The following is a 22,980-nucleotide window of genomic DNA, read 5'->3' as shown; positions in this document are numbered from 1 at the left end:
ATTGTGTGAAGAACGATAAAGGGCGGTATGTGGATGCGGCCCCCTGGAAAGCGGCCCGGCGATGCGGGCAGCGAGAATCGGGGGATTTTACCGGCTCCGCTCCGCCGGCACCTCCGCCTTCTTTTTTCCAGCTTCCATGCGTACCCGATTCATCCTGATCCAGACCAGTCACGCCGGCAATGTCGGCGCCGCCGCGCGCGCCATGAAGACCATGGGCTTCGGCGACCTGGTGCTGGTCGCGCCACGCTGGGCCAACGTGCTTCGGCGCGAGGAAACCATCCAGCGCGCAAGCGGTGCGCTGGATGTCTTGGCCAACGCCCGCATCGTCGAGACCCTGGACGAAGCGCTGGATGGCGTCACGCACCTGTGCGCCACCGCGATGGTGCCGCGCGACTTCGGCCCGCCGACCCGCACGCCGCGCGAGCATCTGGAACCGCTGGTCAACGGCGAGGAGCAGCACGTGGCCTTCCTGTTCGGCTCGGAACGCTTCGGCATGCGCAACGAGGACGTGTACCGCTGCAATGTGGCGCTCAGCATCCCGACCGACCCGAAGTTCGGATCGTTGAACCTCGGCGCCGCGATCCAGGTGATCGCCTACGAATGGCGCCTGGCCCTCGGCGGCTACGAGGTGCACGATGCCACGGCACCCGTGCGCGCGGCCGATGCGCAGGCGGTGGCGGGCATGCTCGACCACTGGGAGCGCTCGCTCGTGGACATCGGCTTTCTGGACCCCGAGGCTCCGAAGAAGCTGATGCCGCGGCTGCAGCAGTTGTTCAACCGTGCCCAGCCGACGCAGGAGGAAATCCACATCCTGCGCGGCATCGCCAAGGCGATGAGCGATGCGGCGCGAGGCGGCCCGAAAACCCCATCCCCTGTACGCGAAGACCCGGGGCTATAGACTGCCCGCCCCATATCCATATAACAACAAGCAAGCATGTTTTCGCGACTGCGTTCCGATATCCAGTGCATCCTCGACCGTGATCCGGCGGCCCGCACGCGCTGGGAAGTCCTGACCCTCTACCCGGGCCTGCATGCCATCGTGCTGCACCGGCTGGCGCACTGGTGCTGGACCCACGGCCTCAAGTGGTTCGGACGCTTCGTTTCGCAGTGCTCGCGCTGGTTCACGGGCATCGAGATCCATCCCGGCGCCATCGTCGGCGACCGCGTGTTCTTCGATCACGCCATGGGCGTCGTGGTGGGGGAAACCGCCGAGATCGGCGACGGCTGCACGATCTACCAGGGTGTGACGCTGGGCGGCACCTCGCTCTACAAGGGCGCCAAGCGCCATCCCACGCTGGGTCGCAACGTGGTGGTCAGTGCCGGCGCCAAGGTGCTGGGCGGCTTCGTGGTCGGCGACGGCGCCAAGATCGGAAGCAACGCGGTGGTGATCAAGCCCGTGCCCGCCGGCGCGACTGCCGTGGGCATTCCGGCCCGGATCATTCCCTCCAAGACCGGTGAGAGCGCCGACGTGGCCCAGCCGGCGGCCAAGTTCTCGGCCTACGGCGTCACGCTGGAGGACGACCCAGTCAGCCAGGCGATGAAGGGACTGATCGACAACGCCGCGGGCCAGGAGCATCAGATTGCGTTGCTCTGGCAGGCGATCGAGACCCTGTCGACACAGCCTGGCAAGAAGGATTGCGTGCCGTGCGATGCGGCGAAGGATGAGTCGTTCGAGGCGGAACGACTCACCCAGTTGATCGGGAAGTGAGCCCGGATCACATCCCCACGTAGTTGGGTCCGCCTCCGCCTTCGGGCGTGACCCACACGATGTTCTGCGTCGGGTCCTTGATGTCGCAGGTCTTGCAGTGCACGCAATTCTGCGCGTTGATCTGCAGGCGTTCCTTGCCAGTGTTCGTGTCGGGAACGAATTCGTAGACGCCGGCAGGGCAGTAGCGGCTTTCGGGACCGGCGTACTCGGGCAGGTTGATTTCGGTCGGCACCGCGGCGTTCTTCAACGTCAGGTGCGCCGGCTGATTCTCTTCATGGTTGGTATTGCTGATGAACACGGAAGAGAGGCGGTCGAAGGTCAGCTTGCCATCGGGCTTCGGGTAGTTGATCTTCTTGGATGCCGAGGCCCGCTTCAGCCGCTCGTTGTCGGACTGGTGACGGTGGATGGTCCACGGCACGTGTCCGCGCAGCACCAGTTGCTCGATGCCGGTCATGATCGTGCCGACCGTCAGGCCCTTCTTGAACCACTGCTTGAAGTTGCGCGCCTTCTTGAGTTCGGTGTGCAGCCAGCTCCGCTCGAAAGCTGCCGGGTAGGCGGTGAGTTCGTCGTGCTGGCGGCCGCCGGTGACGGCCTCGTAGGCGGCCTCGGCCGCGAGCATGCCGGTCTTGATGGCCGCGTGGCTGCCCTTGATGCGGCTCGCGTTCAGGTAGCCCGCCTCGCAGCCCACCAGCACGCCGCCCGGGAACACGGTCTTCGGCAGCGACAGCAGACCGCCGGCGGTGATGGCGCGTGCGCCATAGCTCAGGCGCTTGGGGGCCTTCAGGCCCTTGTCCTGGCCTTCGAAGTACCAGCGGATGTTCGGGTGCGTCTTGAAGCGCTGGAACTCCTCGAAGGGGCTTAGATAGGGATTCTGGTAGTCGAGGCCGACCACGTAGCCGATGACGATCTGGTTGTTCTCCGCGTGGTACAGGAACGAACCGCCATAGGTGTCGGAAGGCAGCGGCCATCCGGCCGTGTGCACGGCCAGTCCGGGCTCGTGGCGCGCCGGGTCGATCTCCCACAGTTCCTTGATGCCGATGCCGTAGCTTTGCGGGTCCTTGCCCGCGTCGAGCTTGTACTTGGCGATGAGCTGGCGGCCCAGGTGGCCGCGCGCGCCTTCGGCGAACACCGTGTACTTGCCGAGCAGTTCCATGCCGAGCTGGAAGTTCTCGGTGGGTTCGCCGTCCTTGCCGATGCCGAGGTTGCCGGTGGCAACGCCGCGCACCTTGCCGTCTTCCGTGTAGAGCACTTCCGCTGCGGGGAATCCGGGGAAGATCTCGACGCCAAGGGCTTCGGCCTGCTGCGCCAACCAGCGCACGACGTTGCCGAGGCTCACGATGTAGTTGCCTTCGTTATGGAAGTTCTTGGGCAACAGGAAGTTCGGCGTTCGGGTGGCGCCGGTCTCGGTCAGCATCAGGAAGGTGTCCTGCGTGACGGGCTGATTGAGCGGGGCGCCCATCTCTTCCCAGTCGGGCAGCAGTTCGAACAGCGCACGCGGATCCATGATCGCGCCCGAGAGGATGTGTGCGCCCGGCTCCGAGCCTTTTTCGAGCACGACGACCGAGATGTCCTTGCCATGCGATGCGGCCAGCTGCTTCAGCCGGATCGCGGTCGAGAGGCCGGCAGGGCCAGCGCCGACCACGACCACGTCGTATTCCATGGCTTCGCGGGGTCCGAACTGGGCGAGTATTTCGTCGTGCGTCATGTGGGTCTCGTCGATAATGATTTGAGGGTGCGAGGCACCGCGGTGGGCCGGGCCATTTTATGCGTCGGTTGCATGCACTCGGGGCCGTCGCATTGGCGACTCCAACAGGAGCATCTCCATGGCTTACAGCATCGATCTTTCAGGCCGGGTGGCCTTCGTCACCGGTGCATCGAGCGGCCTCGGCGTCCAGTTCGCCAAGACCCTGGCCCGTGCCGGTGCCGCGGTGGTGCTGGCCAGCCGCAGCACCGACAAGCTGAAGGAACTGCGCGCGCGCATCGAGGGCGAGGGTGGAGATGCCCATGTGGTCGATCTCGACGTGACCGATATCGACAGCATCAATGCCGCCGTGGCGCGTGCCGAGACGGAGGTCGGCCCCATCGACATCCTGGTCAACAACTCGGGCGTGAGCACCACGCAGCGATTGCAGGAAGTGTCCGGCGACGACTACGACTTCATCTTCGACACGAATGTCAAGGGCACTTTCTTCGTCGCGCAGGCCGTAGGCAAGCGCATGCTGGCGCGTGCCAAGGGCGCGGCGCCGGGCACCTACATCGGCGGTCGAATCATCAACATCGCATCGGTGGCGGCTCTCAAGGTGCTGCCGCAGATCGGCGTCTATTGCATGAGCAAGGCGGCGGTGGTGCAGATGACGAAGGCGATGGCCTTGGAGTGGGGCCGTTTCGGCATCAATGTCAACGCGCTGTGTCCGGGCTACATCGCGACGGAGCTCAATGAAGAGCACTGGGTGACCGACGGCGGCCAGAAGCTGGTGGGGATGCTGCCGCGCAAGCGGGTCGGCAAGCCCGAAGACCTCGATGGGCTGATCGTGCTGCTGGCGAGCGGCCAGAGCCATTTCGTCAACGGCGCGGTCATCGCGGCCGACGACGGCTTCGCACTTTGACGCGGCACGGCGAGCCAACCCCTCACGCCTGGGTTCAACGCGGACGCGCAACGGGCGCCGTACTGTCGACGGCCGGCCTGCCGTCGAGCGCCAGGGTGGCGTTGAGCGCCAGCAGGTCGTCGGCCGTCAGCGTGCCATTCGCCTGACGCAGGCGCAGGTCGCCCAGCAGCACGTTGTAGCGTGCCAGCGCCAGGTCCCGTTTGGTCTGGAACAGCTGGCTCTGCGAATTGAGGACGTCGATGTTGATGCGCACACCGACCTGGTAACCCAGGCGGTTGGCGTCCAGCGCCACCTGGCTCGATGCTTCCGCGGCCTCGAGCGCCTTGACCTGGCTGGCGCCCGACACCAGCCCGAGGTAGGCGGCGCGGGTCGACACCGAGACGCTGCGCCGCGTGTTGTCGAGTGCGGAACGCGACTGGTCCTCGAGCGCCAGTGTTTCTCTCACCCGGTTCTCGGTTGCGAAACCCGCGAACAAGGGCAGGTTGAAGACCACGCCGATGCTGGCCGCGCGCACCCGCACCTTGCCAGTCGAGATGCTGGTGGTGGTGCCCTGCGGATTGTTGGTGGCGTTGTAGCCCAGCTGCGCGTCGAGCGTGGGCTTGTGCCCGGCCTCGGCCTTGCGCACCTCCAACTCCGCGACCTCCACCCCGAGGGCCGCCTGCACGATGGCTGGATGTCCGGCCTCGGCCTGCGCGAGCCAGACATCCACGTCGCGCGGCATCAGAACGGGCAGCACGACGGGGGCCGCGAGCGGCGTCGGCACGCTGCCAGCCTGCCCGACGAGTTGGTCGAGGACGATCTTTTTCACCTGCAGATCGTTCTCGGCGGCGATCTCCTGTGCCACGACGAGATCGAAGCGCGCCTGAGCCTCGCGCGTGTCGGTGATGGTCGAAGTGCCGACTTCGAAATTGCGCTTGGCGGAGGCGAGTTGTTCGGCGACGCCGATCTTCTGCGCCCGCACCAGCGCCAGGCTGTCCTGGCTCGCAAGCACGTCGAAGTAGGCCTGGCTCACGCGCACGACCAAGTCCTGCTCGGCCAAGGTCAACTGCGCTCGGGCGATCTCCTGCTGCCGCTTGCCCTGCTGGTAGGCCGCCCAGTTGGCGGGTCGATACAAGGGCTGGGTCGCATTGATGCCCGCGTTCTGTGCATTGAAGCCGCGCGAGAGGGAGTTGTTGTCGGTCGTCAGATCCTGATCGGTGTAAGAGGCTCCTGCCGTGACACCCACCGCCGGCAGCACACCTGCGCGTGCCTGCGCCGCCCTGGCCACGCTGGCCTCGTACTGGGCTCGCGCACCCTGGTAGACCGCGTCATAGCCTTGTGCCAGACGGTAGAGATCGACCAGGCTCTGTGCCTCGGCAGGCGCAGCGGCGAGCGCCAGCAGCAGCGCCATCAGCGCAGTCGTCGATGTAGCGTGGCCGCGTGACAGTTCGTGACGCATGGATACGTTCCCCGTGAGTTGATGACGATGACGCGCGCAAGAACGACTGCACAACTCGGCTACGCCGGGTCATGAACACTTGCTGTCTTGAGGCGCAGGCGACTGCACACCTTCAGGAGAAGGCGTTGCCGCTCGATGGCGCTATTGACGAAGCTTGTGCCGTCGCCCATGCAGGCAACGCAGGGCCGCAGCCTGCGAGGGGTCGGGCGGTGGCGGGAAAACCTGGCGGGACCGCTGGGTCCGCAAAGGCGGACGCCAGCCGGATGCGATTCGGGAAAGGTCTTTCGACGACTGCATTTTTCATCTCCTCCGGACATTGATCTTCTCTGGACCGATGTCGGCTCGCCGACGGTCTTCTGCGCGCGCAGGCGACCGGCGGTGGTCGAGTGCCGCATTGCTTTACGCAACCAGCGGTGTCGAATGTATGGGAAGGTTAATCGGAATTGCAAACCTTTTTTCTTACCGATTCACGATCGCTCCAGCCATTGCCCCTATGGCGAACTATCACGGAAGTACTACCAATCACTTAAGGAGATCTTAAGAGTCGGCATTGAGACTGTCTGTGGCGTAAGTAACGCTTTCGAACCATCGGAAACAACCACCCCAGAGGAGACGCAACATGTCAGTGACCGTCAATCAAGCAGACCTTGAGTTCATCCTCGCGCAGATCAAGATCGCGGAGGATCACGCGGCGGGGCAGCCGCTGTTCGGGCCCAATGGCCTGGTGCCGGCGTACAACCTCAGCTATGGCCTGCGGACGGTGGATGGCACTTACAACAACCTGCTGCACGAGACCTGGGGGGCGGCGGATCAGCAATTCCCGTCGCTGATGGATCCGGTGTACCGGCCCGCCGATGGCACGCCGTTCGATCCGGACGGTCCCGGGCCCGCGCCCTCCTTGCCGACGGCGCCGAACTACAACCCGAGCAACAACCCGAACTCGCTCGTCTTCGACTCGAGCCTGCGGACCATCTCCAACCTGCTCGTCGACCAGACCCTGGGCAACCCGGCTGCGATCCTGACCGCCCTGGAGCGCGCGGGCTCGGCCAACGCCATGGCCGATCTCGCGGCCGTCACCGCCATCTACGAGACCTTCAAGCCCGCCTCCGACACCGAATACCAGGCCCGTGTCGTGGCGCAGAACGCCCGCGCCGCCGCGGAAGAACTCGGTGACGGCGATCCCGCCACGCCTCCGAGCGCGGAGGAGCAGGCCGCCCTCGATGCGTCGGTCGCCGCGGATGCTGCTCACGCGCTGACGGTCACTGCATTGGAAGCGGCCCGCGTGATTCGCGACGCCGCCGTCGAACCCTTCGGCATCGTGATGGAAGGCGACAACGTCAGCCTGCCCAACGTGTCGCCGGACGGGGGCCTTTCGGCTTCGTTCAACTCATGGTTCACGCTGTTCGGCCAGTTCTTCGACCACGGCCTCGACCTCGTCAACAAGGGTGGCAGCGGCACCGTCTTCATTCCGCTTCAGCCGGACGATCCGCTCTACGTCCCAGGCAGCCAGACCAACTTCATGGTGCTGACGCGCGCCACCGTGTCCGCGGGGACCGACGGCATCATGGGCACGGCAGACGACGTCGGCCCGGTGAACACCACGACCTCCTTCGTCGACCAGAACCAGACCTACACCTCGCATTCCTCGCATCAGGTGTTCCTGCGCCAGTACACGCCGACCGGCCCCGGCGGCGCGCCGGTCGCGACCGGCAAGCTGATCGAAGGCGGCAACGGCGGCATGGCGACATGGGGCGAAGTCAAGGCGCAAGCCTTGCTTCTGGGCATCGAGCTGACGGACTTCGATGTGGGCAGCGTGCCCTTGCTCCGAACGGATCAGTACGGCAACTTCATTCCCGACCCCCTGACCGGGTTCGCACAGGTCATCACAGGCATCGGAGCCGACGGCATTCCGAACACGGCGGATGACACCGTCGTCTCCGGAACGCCAGACAACCCCGTCAACCCGACGACCGCACTCGCGCTTCGCACCGGCCACGCGTTCCTGGCCGACATCGCGCACGAAGCAGTGCCGATCGGCAAGATCGCCGATGGCGACATCACGATCGGCCTGGCCAATCCGGGCAACGGCGATACCGAGTACGACAACGAACTGCTCGACGCCCACTTCATCGCCGGCGACGGCCGCGTGAACGAAAACATCGGCCTGACCGCCGTCCATCATGTCTTCCATGCCGAGCACAACCGCATGGTCGATGTCAACAAGGAGGTCATCCTGGGCACCGGGGATCTGGCCTTCATCAACGAGTGGCTGGCTGTCGATGTCGCAGCGGTGCCCACAACCGAGGCACAGATAAACGCCCTGGTCTGGGACGGCGAGCGCCTGTTCCAGTCCGCCAAGTTCACGACCGAGATGCAGTACCAGCATCTTGTGTTCGAGGAGTTCGCGCGAAAGATCCAGCCACAGATCAACCCCTTCGTCGTGCCGGATGGCTTCGACGTCACGATCGACCCGTCGATCGTTGCCGAGTTCGCGCATGTGGTGTACCGCTTCGGCCACTCGATGCTCACCGAGTCGATCGATCGCCTCGATCCGAATTTCAACGGGGATGACATCGGCTTGATCCAGGGCTTCCTCAATCCGGTCGCGTTCGACTCCGTGAACGGCGTCGCGCATGGGGTCACCGACGACATCGCCGCCGGCGCGATCATCCGCGGCATGACGCGCCAGGTCGGCAACGAGATCGACGAGTTCGTGACCAGCGCGCTGCGCAACAACTTGCTCGGACTGCCGCTCGACCTGGCGACCATCAATCTGGCGCGGGGCCGCGACACCGGGGTGCCATCGCTCAACGCCGCCCGGACCCAGTTCTACAACGCCACCAACAACGCCGCGGAGCTGAGGCCCTACGACAGCTGGGTCGACTTTGCCGGCAACCTCAAGCACGAGGCGTCGATCATCAATTTCATCGCAGCCTACGGCACGCATGCATTGATCACCGGCCAGACCACCATCGAAGGCAAGCGGGACGCGGCACTCACCATCATCACCGGCGTGTCGGTCGGTGGCCTCGTAGTTCCGGTGGACGCCGAGGACTTCCTCAACGGCACGGGTGCATACGGTGCCGCCGGCGCACGCGGCGGACTCGACACCGTCGACCTGTGGATCGGCGGCCTCGCCGAGAAGATTCTTCCGTTCGGCGGCATGCTTGGCTCCACGTTCAACTTCGTGTTCGAACAGCAGATGGAGAACCTGCAGAACGGTGACCGCTTCTATTACCTGCAGCGACTCGACGGCCTGCACCTGTTCGGCGAGATGGAGAACAACTCGTTCGCCGAGATGATCATGACCAACACGAACGCGACGCACCTGCCGTCGGACGTGTTCTCGACGCCAGGCTTGATCCTCGAAATGGATCGGACCAAGCAGTACAACCCATTCCCTGAAATCCCCGGACTTGAAACCGCTGGCGCGGACGGCATCCTCGTCGATGACCCGACCACGGCAATCGATGAATCGGCCGACAACGTGTTTTCTGGCGACCCGACCGGCGGCGGCATCCTGACGCCGCTGGTGGTCCGCAACAATCCTGCGACGAGTGGCCCGGACACCAACTACCTGAGGTACACGGGCGACCAGCACGTCGTGCTGGGCGGCACCGACAACGCCGACATCATCATCGCGAGCGAGGGCGACGACACGATCCACGGCGACGGCGGCAACGACAACCTCGAAGGCGGCGCCGGCAACGACATCATCAACGCCGGCGACGGCGACGACATCGTTCGGGATCTCGGCGGCGACGACAACATCAAGGCCGGCTCGGGCAATGACGTGGTGCATGGCGGCCCCGGCCTCGACCTGATCATGGGCGGCGACGGCCAGGACTTCATCGTCCTGGGCACCGACGCGGGCTCCGAAGTCTTCGCGGGCCAAGGCAACGACTTCATCCTCGGCAGCAAGAACGCCGAGCGCATTCTCGGCAACGAGGGCGACGACTGGATCGAGACGGGCACCTTCGACGGCGCGCCCGGCGACAGCTTCGACGAAATCTTCGCGGCCGACAGCATCGTGGGCCACGATGTGTTCCTGGGCGATGGCGGCTTCGACGAGTTCATCGCGGAAGGCGGCGACGACATCATGGTGGGAAGCCCCGGCCGCGGCAAGCTGGCCGGCATGTCAGGCTGGGACTGGGTGACCTACAAGGACAACACCTTCGGTGTGGACGCCGACCTGACCCGCGCCATCGTGTTCGACGAGAACCCGAACCCGCCGCAAAACGGCACGCTCGACGGTTATGAGTCGGTCGAAGGCCTCTCGGGCTCGCGCTTCAACGACGTGCTGACCGGCGCCGACACCATCACCGAAGAGCGTCTTCCCTTTGCGCAGGGCGGCACAGAAGGCTTCACCGGCAGCCGGCTCGACGGGGCAGGCATCGCGCGCATCGCCGGCCTGCAAGCCGTGCTGGGCACGGGCGTCACCAGCTACATCGCCGGCGACATCATCCTGGGCGGCGACGGCAGCGACATCATGATGGGCCGCGGCGGCGACGACATCATCGACGGCGACAAGTGGCTGGATGTGCAGATCGGCGTCTTCGCGACCGACGACCCCAACCACACCGGAACGCCCACGGCGTTGCACAACAGCATGAAGACGCTGGTCAACGCCATGTTCGCGGGGCAGATCAACCCCGGCCAGTTGGCGATTGTGCGCACCATCCGCACGGACGCCACGGCGGGCGACACCGACACGGTACGCTACCTAGGCCCGCTGTCCAACTACGCATTCGGCACGGACGCGGACGGCAGGCTGACGGTGACTGACGTATCAGCCGACCCGATCGAAGGCACTGACACGCTGAGCAACATCGAACGCCTGCAGTTCACCGACGCCGTGCTCGGCATCGTGACCGGCACCAACGGCCCTGACACGCTCACCGGCACTGCCGGCGATGACCTCTTGCTGGGCCTGGGCGGCAACGACACCCTGAACGGACTGGCGGGCAACGACGTGCTGGTCGGCGGCGCGGGCACCGACACGCTCAACGGCGGCCTGGGCAACGACACCTACGTCTTCGGCCTCGCGGATGGCAACGACACCATCAACGAACCCGTCAACGCGACGAGCGGCGGCGACGCTGACCGCATCGTGATCCAGGCGGCTGGCACGGCGCTCACCGGCCTTAATGCGCAGGACAACAACACCAACACGGCCAACGGCAGCCTGGTGGTCAACTTCAACGGCCAGTCGGTCACCGTTGCCGGCCACTTCACCGGCGGCAACGCGCAGACCGGTGTGGAGCGCATCAACTTCAACGACGGCAGCTTCGCGGGCTACCTGCTGGGTGTGGACGACTACATCATCAGCCGGCAAGACCCGACGGGCGGCTCGCGCACGCTGGACTTCTCCGCCTCGACGGTGAACAACTTCATTGTCGGCGAGCAGGGCACCAGTGACGTCATCACCGGCGGCAGCGGCAATGACCTGATCTTCGGCGGCACCGGCGACAACCAGCTCAACGGCGGGCTGGGCGACGACCTGCTGGTGGGCGGCTCGGGTGCCGGCGACAACGACGTGCTCGACGGTGGCCTCGACGCCGACACGATGGTGGGCCTGAACGGCAGCGACACCTACATCGTCGACGACGTCCTCGACGTGGTGGTCGAGGCGGCGGGACAGGGCACGGACGAGATCCAGACCGAGCTCATCACCTACTCTCTGGAGCTCATCGACAACGTCGAGAACCTGACCTACACCGGCATCGACGCCGATCCGTTCGTGGGCACCGGCAACGCGCTCAACAACGTCATCAGCGGCGGCGACCTCGCTGACACGCTGAGCGGGTTGGGCGGCAACGACACGCTCAACGGCGGCATCGGTACCGACACGCTGACCGGCGGTGAAGGCAACGACACCCTCAACGGCGGCGATGACGATGACATCCTGACCGGCGAGAACGGCAACGACATCCTGGACGGCGGTGCCGGCAACGACACGCTGACCGCAGGCGCCGGCAACGACAACCTGTTCGGCGACGACGGCAACGACCTCTTGGACGGCGGCCTTGGCAACGACGCGATGAACGGCGGCGCCGGCAACGACACCTTCCTCGTCGACAGCACCACGGACACCGTCACAGAAGGCGCCGGCGGCGGCACGGACACCGTGCAATCGACCGTCACCTTCACCATCACCGATGCAGACGTTGAAAACCTGACACTGCTGGGCACTGGCAACATCAACGGCACGGGCAACGCGTCGGCCAATGTGATCACCGGCAACGCCGGAAACAACGTCCTCACAGGCGGTGGCGGCAGCGACACCGCGAGTTATGCCACTGCGACTGCGGGCGTTACGGTGTCACTGGCCATTGCTGGCGCCCAGGCGACCGGTGGGGCGGGCACCGACACGCTCGCGACCATCGAGAACCTGTTGGGCAGCGCGTTCAACGACACGCTCACCGGCAGCGGGACCGCAGGCACCGGCATCGTCAATCTGCTCAGCGGTGGAGCGGGCAACGACACGCTGGGCGTCACGATTGACAACGTGCGCGACACACTCGATGGCGGCGCCGGCACCGACACGGCCAACTACACGGCCTACGCGGCAGCACTGACGGTGAACCTGGGAGGCGCGGCGCCGATCGTCGTCACAGGCTCTGGCAACAATGCGGCCAACTCCGACGTCCTGGTGGGGATCGAGAACTTCACCGGTGGTGGTGGAGGCGACACGATCACCGGCAGCACGGCCAACAACGTGCTGAACGGCGGCGGTGGCAATGACACCATCAACTACGCGATCGGGGGCGGTGCCGACACCATCGACGGCGGCGCCGGAACGGACACGCTGAACATCACCGGCGTGGGCAACAACGACGTGCTGGATGTGGTGCTCACGGGCACGACCATCACCTCCATGGAAGGTGGCACGGTTACGGGCGTCGAGTCGGTCATCGCCAACCTCGGCGGCGCGGCCGACACGCTGTCCTACGGCGCGACCACGACGGCGGTCACCGTCAACCTCTCGGGTGCGGTGGATACGGCAACGGGCTTCACCTCCATTGCCAGCATCCTCAACATCACCGGCGGTGCCGGCAACGACAACCTGACCGGTGATGCCGGCGCCAACACGCTCAACGGCGGTGCGGGCACCGACACCATCAACGGTGGGGCCGGCGGCGACATTCTCATCGGCGGCATCGGCGCGGACACCATCAACTCGGGTGCGGCGAACGACAACGTGCAGGACATCTTCCGGTTCAGCGCGACGACCGAGTTCGGCGACGTTGTCACCAACTTCGACGCCGACGGCGCTGCGGGTGTGGACGACCGCATCGAGTTCACCGGCGCGCTCAACACGGCCTGGGACGACGGCAACAACAACGACGCCTTCCTGTTCTCCTCGGGTAACGGGGCTGCCGGCACGATCAATGTCACGGTCGGGCAAGGCAACGGCGACGTCGAGGCACTGTTGCTCACGGGCGCCGGCGGTGAAGGCGTGACGACGGCGAACCTTGGCAACGCGGCGCTGGTGGCAACGGCATTCAACAACGAGTTCGCCATCACCGCAGCCAACGGCGAGGACGCGTTGCTGGTCGTCAACGACACCAACGGCAACAGCTTCAGCCTCTGGCAGTGGACCCAGGCCGGCGGTGGGGAGGTGTCGGCAGCTGAGCTGACCCTGATCGGTACCTTCACGGCCAATGCCACGGTGACGGCGGACAACTTCGACTTCGTCTGATCGGCACCAAAACGAGGGACGGGGCAGGGCGCGCGAGCGCCTTGCCCCGCGAACCGGAGGAGACGAAAAAATGAAGCCGATCTGGACCGAGCTGAAGCCGTTGTTGTTCCATCTGGCGCTGTTCTCGTTCGTCATCAATCTGCTGTACCTGGTGCCTGCGCTGTTCATGCTGCAGGTCTTCGATCGGGTGCTGCCCACCAACAGCCGGGAGACGCTGTGGGTCTTGCTGGCGGGCGTCGGGGCTGCGCTGGCCATCCTGTTCGCGCTCGACTACGTGCGGCTGCGCCTGCAGCACCTCATCGGCAACATCGTCGATGAGCGGCTGTCGCCACCGGTGGTGCATGCGGTCGTCACCGCTGCCGCCCGCTCGCCGCTTCATGCGCGGCCCGATGCGATGCGCGACATCGCCACGCTGCGGAGTCTGTTCTCGGCCAACGGATTGACGGCACTCATGGACGCGCCGTGGATCGTGGTCTACGTGGCCGTCATCGCCGTCTTTCATCCGGCGCTGGGCTGGGGCGCCGCCGGCGCCGCAGCTCTGATGATCGGACTGGCCTGGCTCAACGATCGCATGAACCGCAAGGCGCTGGACGCGGTGCAGAAAGAAGCGCGCCAAGCGTCGCGCTACGTGGAAGGGTCGCTTCGCAACGCCGAGGTGCTGCAGGCCATGGGAATGACCGAGCGCTTGCTGGGCCGCTGGCGCAAGCAGCAGGACGAGGCGCTTGCCCTACAAGCGAGCACCAGCCACGCGAGCGTCAGCTTCAGCGCCGCGTCGAAATTCCTGCGCCAGGCCGTGCAGGTCATGATGATGTCGATCGGCGCCTACCTGGTTCTCACGCAGGCGGCCTCCGCGGGCGTGATGATCGCCACCACCGTGCTGCTCGGCCGCGCATTGCAGCCGGTGGAGCAGATCGTCGGCAGTTGGCGCGTGCTGAACGAAGCGCGTTCGGCCTACCGTCGCTTGCGGGAGCTGTGCGGCCACTTCAAGGACGAGCCGCGCATGTCGCTGCCTCGGCCGGTGGGCCATGTGCGGGTCAACGGGCTCTCGTTCCGCCCGCCCGGCACGGAGAAGCTGGCGCTGTCGGGCGTATCGCTGAACCTCGCTGCAGGCGAAGCGCTGGCCATCATCGGGCCGAGCGCGGCCGGCAAGTCCACCCTGGCGCGCCTCCTGACAGGCATCTGGCAGCCGACCATCGGATCGATACGGCTCGACGGGACGGACCTGTCGACCTGGTCGCGGCAGGAACTCGGGCCCTGGATCGGCTACGTCCCGCAGGACGTGGAGTTGTTCGACGGCACGGTGGCCGACAACATCGGCCGTCTCGCGGAGCCGGATTCCGAAGCGGTCATTGCCGCCGCCAAGCGGGCCAACGCCCACGACATGATCGTGCAACTGCCGATGGGCTACGACACGCCCATCGGTGACGGCGGAGCGCGCCTGTCGCCCGGCCAGCGCCAGCGCATCGCGCTGGCCCGCGCGATGTACGGCGACGTGCGCCTGCTGGTGCTCGACGAGCCGAATGCGAGCCTGGACGCCGAGGGCGAGATTGCGCTGGCGCATGCACTCAGCAGCCTGCGCGCCGAAGGCGTCACGTCGATCGTGGTCACGCACCGCCCTTCGCTGGTCGCGCACGTGGACAAGATCCTCATCCTCGATGCGGGCCAGGTGAAGCAGTTCGGGCCGGCCGGGGAGGTGATGAAGTCGATGCAGAAGCAATCGCAGGCAGCGCTCAACGAGCGCGCTGCATGAAGGCTGGAGGCAAGATCAAATGACGCACGCACAGGCTTTACCACTCGGCAGCGTGGCGCCGCGGCGCCAGAGCAGCGAACAGCAGATCAGGCGCCTCGTGCGCATGGGGCTGTGGACGGTGCTTGGCATCGTCGTTCCACTGGCCGCGTGGGTCGGGCTCGCCCCGCTGGCGATGGCGGTAGTGGCTCCGGCGCACGTCAAGGTGGACTTGAACCGGCGGCCCGTGCAGCACTTGGAAGGCGGCATCGTCCGCCAGGTGCTCGTTCGCGACGGGCAACTCGTTAAGGAAGGCGAGCCGCTGGTCATCATGGGCGATGTGGGCGTCGACGCCGACCGCAACCGGCTGACCTATCGCCTGGCGGTGGAGCGCACGACACTGGAGCGGCTCGACGCGGAGCAGCGTCGTGCCGGCAAGCTGGTGTTCTCCGAGAGCCTGCGGGCCGAGGCGCAAAAGGATCCTCGCCTGCAGGACGCGATGGCCAAGGAATCGGCCCTGTTTTCCGCGCGTCTGCATTCGCTAAGCAGCGAGCTGGCTCTGATGAAGCAGCTGCGTCAGCGCGTGCAGCAGGAAATCGGGGCGCTGGAGGCGCAGGGCACCAGGGCGCAGGAGTCCCTCGCGCTCCAGCAGCGCGACCTCGAGGCCAATCGCGACCTGGTTCGAGAGGGCTTCGTCTCGACCGCACGAATCAACCAGATGGAAGCATCGGTGGCCGACTACACGTCGAAGCTGGAGGAGCGCCGCTCCGAACTCGCACGCGGCCACGGGCGACTGATCGACGCCGACATCAAGAGCAATTCGATCGTCAATGAATACCTCCGCTCGGCCAGCGACCAACTCAAGACAGCGGTGGCCCGGGTCAGCGAGATCGAGCAGGAGTTGCGCAAGTCCGACGACGCCACCACGCGCCAGGTTGTCCTGGCGCCCGCGGCCGGCGAGATCATCGACTTGAAGTTCACCTCGCCGGGCGCGGTCGTGCGGCCCGGCGAAGCCATCGCGGAGATCGTGCCGAGCAACACCGCGCTGATGATCGAGGCGCAGATCCGCCCGGAAGAAGTCAACAACGTCATGGTGGGGCAGAGCGCCCGCATCAAGTTCACTGCCTTCAAGTACCGCAACGCCACGATGGTGACGGGCAAGGTCACCTATGTATCGGGAGACCGGTTCACAGACAAGGCGACTCAGCTGCCTTACTACAGCGTCTCCGTCCTCGCCGACCCGGAGTCGGTGAAGGCGGTCGGTGACCTGAAGATGCAGGCCGGCATGCCGGCCGAGGTCTACATCGACGGTGGATTCCAGACCGCGCTTCAGTACCTGCTGGACCCGGTCACTTCCACATTGCGCAGGGCGGCCCGGCAGATGTGAGGCGCCGCCGGAAACCGGACCTCGGCGCGCAGGCCGCCCAGCGGTGATTCGAGCAGACGCACCACCGCGTGGTGTGCCTGCGCCACCGCCTGCACGATCGCCAGCCCGAGCCCCACGCCGTGAGCATCGACGCGGCCGAGGCGGTTGAAGCGCTGGAACGCTTCGGCATGCCGGCTGGCAGGGATGCCGGGGCCGGAATCATCGACGGTGAGCAGGATGGCCTGGGTGTTCAGCACACTGCCGACTTCGATGCGCCCGCCGGCGGGCGTGAAGCGGATCGCGTTGACGAGCAGGTTGTGCATCAACATGTGCAGGCCGAGCTCGACGGCCAGCAGCTCGTCCACCTCGAATCGCGCCTTCAGCGTGACGTCGCGTTCAGCCGCCGTCGGACCGAGTTCGGACATCACGTTCCAGTAGACCTTTTCGAGCTTCACGGTCCCCAGGACATGCCCGCCGGCCACCGCAAGGCTGTCGATGCGGGCGAGATCGAGCAGCCGGTCCAGAAGGTAGCTGGCCTGGTCGATGCCCGACATCAGGCCGCGCAGGGAAGCCGACAGCTCCTGCGGCGAACCGGCCAGCGTGGCGGCCAACTGGGCCTGCGCGCGCAGGCCGGCCAGCGGCGTGCGCATCTCGTGCGCCGCAATGGCCGTGAATTCCCGCTCGACAGACAACGTCTGCCTGAAGCGGCCGAACAGGGCATTGATCGAATCGACCATGGGCTTGAGTTCAGCGGGTGGGTTCGTCGCATTCAACTCCGTGAGGTCGAGCACATGGCGTTCCCGAAGCTCGGTAGCGTAGCCGTCGACGGAGTGAAGGGCACGGTTGAGAAACCACCAGGTGCTCACGAAGATCAGCAGGAGCGGAATCGCCAGGAAGGTGAGGAAGTAGCCGGTGGTGATGCCGACAGCGGCTTCCCGGTCGCGCATGCGCTCTGCGATCTGAATGACCATGCCGGCTTGCTTGGCCGCTTCGGCGTAGGTCCGGACGTCCTCTCCATCCACCATCGCTTCGCCGAAGCCACGCTCGGCAAGGGGCCGCATCGGTCCGCCCGAGGGCGCCTTGTGACTTTGGTGCAGCAGCCGTCCGTCGAGTGACCAGACCTGGTAGTGATAGCGCGTGCCGAGCGAACTCTCGGTTTGCCTGACCGCGTCGCCGAGGCCTTGGGTGAAGCCTTCCTCTTCGATCTCGTGCTCTGCGAATGCGAGCACCGTGTTCGCCAGCGTGACGAGCCGGGCATCCAGCACATTCCTGTCGGAGATCTGGTCGGCCCGGTGCATGGCGACGCCGCCCGCCAGCAAGGTCGCGGTGCAGACAAAGAGCGCGATCGCCGTCACGCGACGGCGCAAGGACCACGAAGCGATGGGCCTACTCATTCCGGACTCGTGGCTCGGGTCCGAGTTGATACCCGACGCCTCGCACCGTCTGAATCAGATCCTGCGAGAACTTGCGCCGCAAGTAATGAATGTGGACCTCGACCGCATTGCTCTCGACCTCGGCGTCGAAGGTGTAGAGCGCCTCCTCGATCTGGGCGCGCGAAAGCACTTGGTTCTTGCGGCGCACCAGGATTTCCAGCAGCCAGAACTCCTTGTTGGTCAACGGTACGACTTCGCCATGCCACGTTGCCATGCGGTGCGAGGGGTACAGCTTCAACGGGCCGTGCTCCGGCTCGGCCGAGCCGGGCGCCTTGCCGTGTACCCGACGCAACACCGCCCTGACTCGCGAGGCCACTTCGTCCAGGTCTAGAGGCTTGACCATGTAATCGTCAGCACCCATGTCGAGCAGACGTACCCGATCCTCGATGCCGCACCGTGCCGTGATCACGATCACCGAAACGGGGATGCCACGCGTGCGAATGTTCTTGAGGACTACGTCCCCGGAGGCATCGGGCAAACCGAGGTCGAGGAGGACGCAGTCGTAGTTGCAGGACGCGAGCGAAGAAAGGATCTCCTTACCTGAACGGGTCCAGTCCACGGCGTAGCCGGCCCGCACCAGACCCTTGTGAACGGCCGAGCCGAGTAGCTCGCTGTCCTCGACCAAGAGCAGGCGCATGGATTCTCCAGACAGTGTGAGACCTTTCGAGCAGTGGATCCCGAGCGGTAGCGGCGCACAGCCCGGGCAGCAGCGCGGGTTCGTCGCTCACCGCCTTGAGGCGAGTGAGGACAACCGGTGGGCTTGTGGTGAACGCGACTGGGCAGCCTGCGCGATAAGACGCAGTCGCGCGATGGCGCTATCGACGGAGCTTGTGTCGTCGCCCGCGCAGATAGCGCAGGGCCGCGGCGCGCGAGGGTCGGGCGCTGGAATCCGCACCGGTGGGGCGCCGGCCGGACCCTGATCGAAAGATGCCTTTCGACGAGTGCATTTTTGTCTCCTCCGGACATAGATCTTCTCTGGACCGATGTCGGCTCGCCGGCGGTCGTCTACTCGCGCAGGCAACCAGCGGTGGTCGAGTGCCGCATTGCTTTACGCAACCAGCGGTATCAAATGTATGGAAGGTTATGAGAAATAGCAAACCTTTTTTCTTACTATTTGATACCTGACCGAAAGCTGACTTTCGCGATTTCCAACCGCTACGCGGGGCGCAGCACGATGCGCGCTTCGAAGCCGCTGGCCGCGCCATGCGGGGGCGAAGTCAGTTCCAGCCGTGCGCCCAGTTTCTCGACGATGGTGACGACGATCGACAGCCCGAGCCCGTAGCCGGCGCGATCGGACCCGTGGCGCACGTGGCGCTGTTGCAATGTGCGCAACTGTTCGGGGCTGACACCGGGGCCGAAGTCGCGTACCGACAGCGTGCAGGGCGCCATCACCTCGATCACGACGCGCCCGTTGCCGTAGCGAAGTGCGTTTTCGATCAGGTTGCGCAGCGCGATCGCCAGTGCGTCGACATCGCCGAGCGCCATCGGCGGTTCGTCCTCGGGCACTTTCAGCTTGAGGCGCTCGTTCGCACGGGGGTCCTGCCAGAACTCCTGCGCGACCGTGCCAGCCAGTTGGACCAGGTCGATCTTCGCGCGCGTCAACGAGGCGCCGGATTCGGCCCTCGAGAGCTGCAGCAGCTTCTCGGTGCGATGGCCGAGCACCTGCAAGGCCTCGAGCGCGGCCAGGACCTCGTCGCGCTTCAGGTCGTGTTCGAGCGCGGTCTGCAGTCGCAGCCGCGCGGCCGCGAGAGGCGTGCGAAGTTCGTGCGCCGCATTCGCCGCCAGCGCCCGCTCGACGTCGAGCGATTGCGAGAGTCGTTCGAGCAATTGATTGACGTGGTCGCCGACAGAGCGGAGTTCCTTGGGCAGTCCGGGGAGCTGAATCGGGCGCAGGTCGGTGCCGCTGCGTTGCTCGATCTCACCGGCGAGTTGCTGCAGCACTCGCAGCTCTGTGCGCGCAACGTTGCGCAGGACGAGCGCCAGCAAGGGAAGCACTGCGCCCAGCGGAATGATCAGGCCCAGCAGCGTGCGATTGAGCGCGGTGCGGCGCTCGTCCAGCGGATCGGCGACCTGGAAGAACAGGTCGCGCGAAGGATGCCGCACGGTGTAGATGCGCCAGGGCTCGGTGTTGGCGAAGCCGGGCGCGAGCGGTACGTCGAAGGCGTCGACGGGCGCCTCGGCGGAACGCAGCAGCACGCGCTCGTGCGTGTCGACCACCTGGTAGATGACGGCATCGGTCGAGAAGAGTTGCGGCGGTGCGATCAGCGGGGAGCGTGCGTCGGGGTTTTCATGCCGGAGTTTTTCGAGTTCCTGAACGGCCATTTCGAACATGCGGTGCGAGACTTCCACCAGCTCGTTGTCGAAGTTGTGATTGATTTCCCGGTCCACATACCAGACCACGCCGAGCACGCACAGGAGCCAGACCCCGCCCACCCAGACGATGAGCGTGCGCGTGAGACGGCCTGCGAGCGAATCGCGCCGCCCCAGCGGTTCGAGGCCGGCCTGCCCCAAGAACCTGAAATTCATTCGTCTTCTTCTTCCGGCGCAAACGACAGCCGGTAGCCCAGTCCGCGCAAGGTCTGGATGTGGTTGCGGCCGAGCTTGCGTCGCAGGCGGCTGATGAAGACTTCGAGCGTGTTGCTGTCGGCTTCGTCGCCAAAGCCGTAGAGCGCGTCCGCGAGGTTCTCGCGCGTGTGGATGCGGTCGGGGCGCGTCGCCATCACGCGCAGCAGTGCCCATTCCTTTTGCGTGAGCGTGACGGGCATTCCGTCCTTGCGCACCATGTCGCGCCCCAGGTCGATCTCCAGCGTGCCGAGATGCAGCACCGGAGAGCTGCTGGCGCTGCGTCTGCGCTCCACGGCGCGCAAGCGTGCCAGCAGTTCGGCGGGGTCGTAGGGCTTGATCAGGTAGTCGTCGGCGCCGGCGTCCAAGCCGCGAATGCGGTCGGTGACCTGGTCGCGCGCGGTCAACACGATCACGATGGGGCGCTCGCGCAACGCGCGCACGGTCGGCAGCAAGGACAGGCCGTCGCCATCGCCCAGGTGCAGGTCGAGCAGTACGGCGGCGTACTGCACGGCGGTAAGCGCGGCGCGCGCATGCGCGAGGCTGGGTGCCACATCGACCACGAAGGCCTTGGCCTCCAAGTAGCTGCACACGGCGCTCGCCAGCGCGGTGTCGTCTTCGACCAGCAATATGCGCACGGCGCCATCCTTTCAAAAGTGAGGAGTCTAGTGCTGCTTCAGGCTAGGTTCAGCCGGTGAAACTAAGCTGGCGGCCTTCATGACCCGCTCTGCCGTCCCCAGCTCCAGCCCCCTCGTCTCCACACTTCTGGCTCTGACCCTGCTGCTCATTTGGGACGCGGCCGGCCTCGACGTCGCGCTGGCCTCCTGGGCGGGCACGCCGATGGGCTTTCCGTGGCGCGAGCACTGGTTCCTGGTCAAGGTGATGCACGAGGGCGCCCGGTCCTTGAGCTGGGTGCTGGTCATTGCGCTCTTCATTTCCATTCGGTGGCCGGTCTGGATCCTTCGCCGGTTGAGTGCGGGTGAGCGCGCGCAGCTTGCGGCGACCACGCTGGCTTCGGTCATGGTCGTTTCCCTCATCAAGTACACCAGCACCACCAGTTGCCCCTGGGACCTGCAGGCCTTCGGCGGCGCGGCGCACTACGTCTCGCACTGGGCCTGGGGCGTGCGCGACGGAGGCGGCGGCAACTGCTTCCCGGCGGGCCACGCATCCGCCGGGTTCGCTTACCTCGGAGGCTACTTCGTCTTCCGACGCTCGTCCCCCGGCGTCGCCCGAGTGTGGCTTGCATGCGCGGCGGCGGCGGGGCTGGCGCTGGGTTTGTCGCAGCAGCTTCGCGGTGCCCACTACATGAGCCACACGCTGTGGACAGCCTGGGTGTGCTGGGTGACGGCCTTCGCCATCGATGCGCTGGTCTGGCAGGCGTCGAGCTTGCGTCAGCGGCGGTTGACTTCGACCGTGACGTGAGCCAGTTCATCATGAACGCCTAGCAACTGCCGAAAAAAGTCCGGTGTGGCCGCGGTGGCGCCTTCCACGGCCAGCGCAACGATGCAGGCGTACTTTCCCTTGCCGACGCGCCAGACATGCAGGTCGGTGATCTCGGCCGCAACGGGGCTGGTCTCGATCACCTCGCGGATTTCGGCCACCACGGGGGCATCCATCTCGGCATCGAGCAGCACGCGGCCGCTGTCGCGCAACAGCCCCCACGCCCAGGACGCCACCAGGCCGGCGCCGACGATGCCCATCGCCGGGTCGAGCCAACTGGCGCCCCACTGCTTGCCGCCGAACAGCGCGGCGAAGGCCAGCACGGATGTGGCCGCGTCCGCCAGCACATGCAGGTAGGCCGACCTCAGGTTCAGGTCGTGTTGATGCCCGTGTTCTTCGTGGCCATGGTGGTGGTGGTGATGGTGCTCGTGTCCATGATGGTCGTGTTCGCCCTTGAGCAGCCAGGCGCAGATGAGGTTGACCGCAAGTCCGACCAGCGCGATGGCGATGGCTTCGTCGTAGTGGATGGGGGAGGGCGAAATCAGGCGCTCGACGGACTGGAACAGCATCAGCCCGGCGACCCCGACGAGGAACACCGCACTGGTGTAGCCACCCAGGATCTCGATTTTCCAAGTGCCGAAAGCGAAGCGCTTGTCCTGGGCAAAGCGGCGAGCCGCGGCATACGCGGCGACCGAGAGACCCAATGCCACCGTGTGCGAACTCATGTGCCAGCCGTCGGCCAGCAGGGCCATCGAGTTGAACATCCAGCCGCCTGCGATCTCCGCGACCATCATGATTGCGGTGAGCGCCACGGCCCACAGCGTGTTTCGCTCGGCCAAAGGGTTGCCTTGGTCGAACACGTGGGAATGCTGCCAGTCCGCAGCGGAATGGAAGGGGTGAATGGGCGTTGGCCGCTGGGTCATGGCTCGTACTTTACCCAGCATTGCCAAAGCTGAATGAAACCTGATCGATCCATTCAGCGAGTTTTCAGTCCTGCTT

General features: G+C 65.7%; 14 protein-coding genes. 7 read left to right on the top strand and 7 right to left on the bottom strand.

What is annotated here, in order from left to right; genetic code table 11:
- Nucleotides 1-136 precede the first annotated feature (136 nt).
- Nucleotides 137-898, top strand: coding sequence for an RNA methyltransferase (locus QTI04_RS05095; RefSeq protein WP_286614409.1), 762 nt, complete (start codon nt 137-139; stop codon nt 896-898).
- A 36-nt stretch (nt 899-934) separates the two neighbouring features.
- The gene (cysE, locus tag QTI04_RS05090) at nt 935-1,708 is read left to right on the top strand and encodes a serine O-acetyltransferase (protein WP_286597574.1); all 774 of its coding nucleotides are present in this window, start codon (nt 935-937) and stop codon (nt 1,706-1,708) included.
- A gap of 7 nt (nt 1,709-1,715) precedes the next feature.
- On the opposite strand, the gene QTI04_RS05085 is transcribed toward cysE, so the two are convergent.
- On the bottom strand, nt 1,716-3,413 hold the full coding sequence (locus QTI04_RS05085; protein ID WP_286597576.1) for an electron transfer flavoprotein-ubiquinone oxidoreductase: 1,698 nt from the start codon (nt 3,411-3,413) through the stop codon (nt 1,716-1,718).
- 118 nt (nt 3,414-3,531) lie between these two features.
- Between QTI04_RS05085 and QTI04_RS05080 the strand changes: the two genes are divergently transcribed.
- On the top strand, nt 3,532-4,314 hold the full coding sequence (locus QTI04_RS05080) for an SDR family oxidoreductase (protein ID WP_286614408.1): 783 nt from the start codon (nt 3,532-3,534) through the stop codon (nt 4,312-4,314).
- A 34-nt stretch (nt 4,315-4,348) separates the two neighbouring features.
- Here the strand turns inward: QTI04_RS05080 and QTI04_RS05075 are convergent, their stop codons facing one another.
- Nucleotides 4,349-5,704: a TolC family outer membrane protein gene (locus QTI04_RS05075; RefSeq protein WP_286599215.1), complete on the bottom strand. Its 1,356-nt coding sequence runs from the start codon at nt 5,702-5,704 to the stop codon at nt 4,349-4,351.
- A 667-nt stretch (nt 5,705-6,371) separates the two neighbouring features.
- Between QTI04_RS05075 and QTI04_RS05070 the strand changes: the two genes are divergently transcribed.
- The 3 genes from QTI04_RS05070 (at nt 6,372) to QTI04_RS05060 (ending at nt 16,567) form a co-directional block, all read left to right on the top strand.
- Nucleotides 6,372-13,454 carry a peroxidase family protein gene (locus QTI04_RS05070; protein WP_286614407.1) on the top strand — a complete coding sequence of 2,361 codons (7,083 nt, stop codon included), beginning with the start codon at nt 6,372-6,374 and terminating at the stop codon, nt 13,452-13,454.
- 70 nt (nt 13,455-13,524) lie between these two features.
- Nucleotides 13,525-15,204: a type I secretion system permease/ATPase gene (locus tag QTI04_RS05065; RefSeq protein WP_286614406.1), complete on the top strand. Its 1,680-nt coding sequence runs from the start codon at nt 13,525-13,527 to the stop codon at nt 15,202-15,204.
- 19 nt (nt 15,205-15,223) lie between these two features.
- Entirely contained in the window at nt 15,224-16,567 is a 1,344-nt protein-coding gene (locus QTI04_RS05060; RefSeq protein ID WP_286614405.1) for an HlyD family type I secretion periplasmic adaptor subunit, read from the top strand.
- Here QTI04_RS05060 and QTI04_RS05055 read toward each other — a convergent pair.
- The 4 genes from QTI04_RS05055 to QTI04_RS05040 form a co-directional block, all read right to left on the bottom strand.
- Nucleotides 16,510-17,940 (bottom strand): sensor histidine kinase, encoded by a 1,431-nt coding sequence (locus QTI04_RS05055; RefSeq protein WP_286614404.1) that lies wholly within the window; start codon nt 17,938-17,940, stop codon nt 16,510-16,512. The genes QTI04_RS05060 and QTI04_RS05055 overlap by 58 nt on opposite strands.
- Complete coding sequence (locus tag QTI04_RS05050) at nt 17,933-18,616, bottom strand: response regulator transcription factor (protein WP_286597583.1); 684 nt, start codon at nt 18,614-18,616, stop codon at nt 17,933-17,935. The genes QTI04_RS05055 and QTI04_RS05050 overlap by 8 nt, the downstream gene beginning before the upstream one ends.
- A gap of 518 nt (nt 18,617-19,134) precedes the next feature.
- Nucleotides 19,135-20,505 carry an ATP-binding protein gene (locus tag QTI04_RS05045; protein ID WP_286614403.1) on the bottom strand — a complete coding sequence of 457 codons (1,371 nt, stop codon included), beginning with the start codon at nt 20,503-20,505 and terminating at the stop codon, nt 19,135-19,137.
- Nucleotides 20,502-21,179: a response regulator transcription factor gene (locus QTI04_RS05040; protein WP_286597585.1), complete on the bottom strand. Its 678-nt coding sequence runs from the start codon at nt 21,177-21,179 to the stop codon at nt 20,502-20,504. Before QTI04_RS05040 ends, QTI04_RS05045 begins: the two co-directional genes overlap by 4 nt.
- A gap of 79 nt (nt 21,180-21,258) precedes the next feature.
- Between QTI04_RS05040 and QTI04_RS05035 the strand changes: the two genes are divergently transcribed.
- A complete protein-coding gene (locus QTI04_RS05035; RefSeq protein ID WP_286614402.1) occupies nt 21,259-21,963 on the top strand; it encodes a phosphatase PAP2 family protein in 705 nt (234 codons plus the stop codon).
- Here QTI04_RS05035 and dmeF read toward each other — a convergent pair.
- The gene (gene dmeF / locus QTI04_RS05030; protein ID WP_286614401.1) at nt 21,933-22,904 is read right to left on the bottom strand and encodes a CDF family Co(II)/Ni(II) efflux transporter DmeF; all 972 of its coding nucleotides are present in this window, start codon (nt 22,902-22,904) and stop codon (nt 21,933-21,935) included. The genes QTI04_RS05035 and dmeF overlap by 31 nt on opposite strands.
- Nucleotides 22,905-22,980 lie beyond the last annotated feature (76 nt).

Source organism: Variovorax sp. J22R115 (assembly GCF_030317005.1).
Classification (GTDB): Bacteria; Pseudomonadota; Gammaproteobacteria; order Burkholderiales; family Burkholderiaceae_C; genus Variovorax.
Note: the sequence above shows the minus strand (reverse complement) of the source record. Positions and strands in the feature narration are given on the sequence as shown.

What these genes read in the sequence shown, in the direction of transcription:
- cysE (WP_286597574.1), top strand. Translation starts at nt 935, where the DNA reads ATGTTTTCGCGACTGCGTTCCGATATCCAGTGCATCCTCGACCGTGAT.
- QTI04_RS05075 (WP_286599215.1), bottom strand. Translation starts at nt 5,704, where the DNA reads ATGGCGCTGCTGCTGGCGCTCGCCGCTGCGCCTGCCGAGGCACAGAGC.
- dmeF (WP_286614401.1), bottom strand. Translation starts at nt 22,904, where the DNA reads ATGACCCAGCGGCCAACGCCCATTCACCCCTTCCATTCCGCTGCGGAC.
- QTI04_RS05085 (WP_286597576.1), bottom strand. Translation starts at nt 3,413, where the DNA reads ATGACGCACGACGAAATACTCGCCCAGTTCGGACCCCGCGAAGCCATG.
- QTI04_RS05045 (WP_286614403.1), bottom strand. Translation starts at nt 20,505, where the DNA reads ATGAATTTCAGGTTCTTGGGGCAGGCCGGCCTCGAACCGCTGGGGCGG.
- QTI04_RS05070 (WP_286614407.1), top strand. Translation starts at nt 6,372, where the DNA reads ATGTCAGTGACCGTCAATCAAGCAGACCTTGAGTTCATCCTCGCGCAG.
- QTI04_RS05095 (WP_286614409.1), top strand. Translation starts at nt 137, where the DNA reads ATGCGTACCCGATTCATCCTGATCCAGACCAGTCACGCCGGCAATGTC.
- QTI04_RS05055 (WP_286614404.1), bottom strand. Translation starts at nt 17,940, where the DNA reads ATGAGTAGGCCCATCGCTTCGTGGTCCTTGCGCCGTCGCGTGACGGCG.
- QTI04_RS05060 (WP_286614405.1), top strand. Translation starts at nt 15,224, where the DNA reads ATGACGCACGCACAGGCTTTACCACTCGGCAGCGTGGCGCCGCGGCGC.
- QTI04_RS05035 (WP_286614402.1), top strand. Translation starts at nt 21,259, where the DNA reads ATGACCCGCTCTGCCGTCCCCAGCTCCAGCCCCCTCGTCTCCACACTT.
- QTI04_RS05080 (WP_286614408.1), top strand. Translation starts at nt 3,532, where the DNA reads ATGGCTTACAGCATCGATCTTTCAGGCCGGGTGGCCTTCGTCACCGGT.
- QTI04_RS05050 (WP_286597583.1), bottom strand. Translation starts at nt 18,616, where the DNA reads ATGCGCCTGCTCTTGGTCGAGGACAGCGAGCTACTCGGCTCGGCCGTT.
- QTI04_RS05065 (WP_286614406.1), top strand. Translation starts at nt 13,525, where the DNA reads ATGAAGCCGATCTGGACCGAGCTGAAGCCGTTGTTGTTCCATCTGGCG.